This is a genomic window from Candidatus Aquicultor secundus (assembly GCF_002791875.1).
GTDB lineage: Bacteria > Actinomycetota > Aquicultoria > Aquicultorales > Aquicultoraceae > Aquicultor_A > Aquicultor_A secundus.
The window spans coordinates 3295-4830 of record NZ_PFNG01000169.1; the positions used below are offsets into that span (position 1 = coordinate 3295).

Here is a 1536-nt window from a genome sequence, read left to right on the forward strand (position 1 = left end):
AAAGACGGAATATGCGGCCTGGTTGACGAGTTTAAACAGGAAAAGCCCAACTGCCAGATACTTCTTGCACATGTGCCGAACCCGCAGGCATTCGGCGTCGCCGAACTTGAGGACGGCAGGATAAAAAGCCTGGTTGAAAAGCCAAAGGAGCCGCGATCCAACCTTGCTCTGGTCGGTGTGTATATGTTCGATAAAAACGTCTTTGAGGCGGTCAACGCCATCAAGCCGTCCAGGCGGGGTGAACTCGAAATTACGGACGCCATCCAGTACCTGGTGGACGCGGGCTATGATGTGCAACCGCACGTGATTGAGGGATGGTGGAAGGATACCGGCAAGCTCGAAGACATGCTCGAGGCCAACCGCATCATGCTTGAGAATATCGAAACGAGAATCGAAGGTACGGTTGATAAAAGCAGTGTCGTTTACGGCAAGGTGATCGTTGAGGCCGGCGCGAAAATCCACGGCTCGGTGGTGCGGGGCCCGGCAATTATCGGCAAGTCAAGCAAGATACTGCATTCATATATCGGACCCTTTACCTCGGTTCACGACAACGTAACCATCCGCTCAAGCGAAGTGGAGCACAGCATTATCCTGGCCGAGTGCGTTATTGAGAACATCGGAAGTCGCATCGAGGATTCCCTTCTTGGGCGAAACGTAAGAGTGCACAGAAGCGAGCAAAGGCCACGGGCCTATAGACTTATGGTAGGCGACAATAGCGATGTTGAAGTTTTGTAGATAAGAAGTGCCCCGTATGAGTCAAGACAAAGCCCGCCTCTTGCTAAAAGTAAATATATTATGTGGAGGTTTTAAAGCGTGATCAATGGAGTGAAACTGAAACCCTTGCGGGTGATTCCCGATGAGCGGGGGCGTTTGATGGAGATCCTGAGAAGTGATGAAGAACTGTTCGGACAGTTCGGACAGGTTTATATGACAACCACTTACCCCGGGGTTATCAAAGCCTGGCATTTGCATAAGCTGCAAACCGATAATATAGTGGTAGTCAAGGGGATGCTGAAGCTCGCTCTCTATGACGGGCGCGAGGGGTCGCCCACCAGGGGTAAGGCCAACGAGTTTTTTATCGGCGAGCACAATCCCGTACTAGTTCAGGTTCCGACCGATGTGTATCACGGTTGGAAATGCATTAGCGAAACGGAGGCTATCGTCATTAATATCCCCACGCAGCCGTATAACTACCGGGAACCGGACGAGCACCGGCTTCCCTACAACAGCGAAGAAATCCCCTACGACTGGGGCATCAAGCACGGCTAAAAGAGTAGAAGCCAGAAGAAAAACTGGTGAATGGGTTAACAGGTGGATAGAGTTAATGGGTGAATGGGTTAACGGGTGGATAGGGTTAATGGGTGGATAGGGTGTGGGTCGAGGAAGTGGGTTCTGGTAGGCAGTAGGGAGTACGCGGTAGGCGGTGTGGGTCTGGAAAGTTGGTTTAAAGAAGAGTGCTGCTGGGATGTCATTCTGAAGGAGCAAAGCGACTGAAGAATCTCGGGTGCAGAAACCTTGTTTGAAGTAAAAGGGTTT

General features: G+C 51.2%; 2 protein-coding genes. Both read left to right on the forward strand.

Annotated features, from left to right (window positions below; genetic code table 11):
- Window positions 1-735 (forward strand): sugar phosphate nucleotidyltransferase (locus tag COY37_RS07130; protein ID WP_286977003.1); only part of this gene is annotated, 735 nt, incomplete at its 5' end.
- 78 nt (window positions 736-813) lie between these two features.
- Window positions 814-1269, forward strand: a complete 456-nt coding sequence (locus COY37_RS07135; protein WP_286678232.1) for a dTDP-4-dehydrorhamnose 3,5-epimerase family protein — start codon at window positions 814-816, stop codon at window positions 1267-1269.
- Window positions 1270-1536 lie beyond the last annotated feature (267 nt).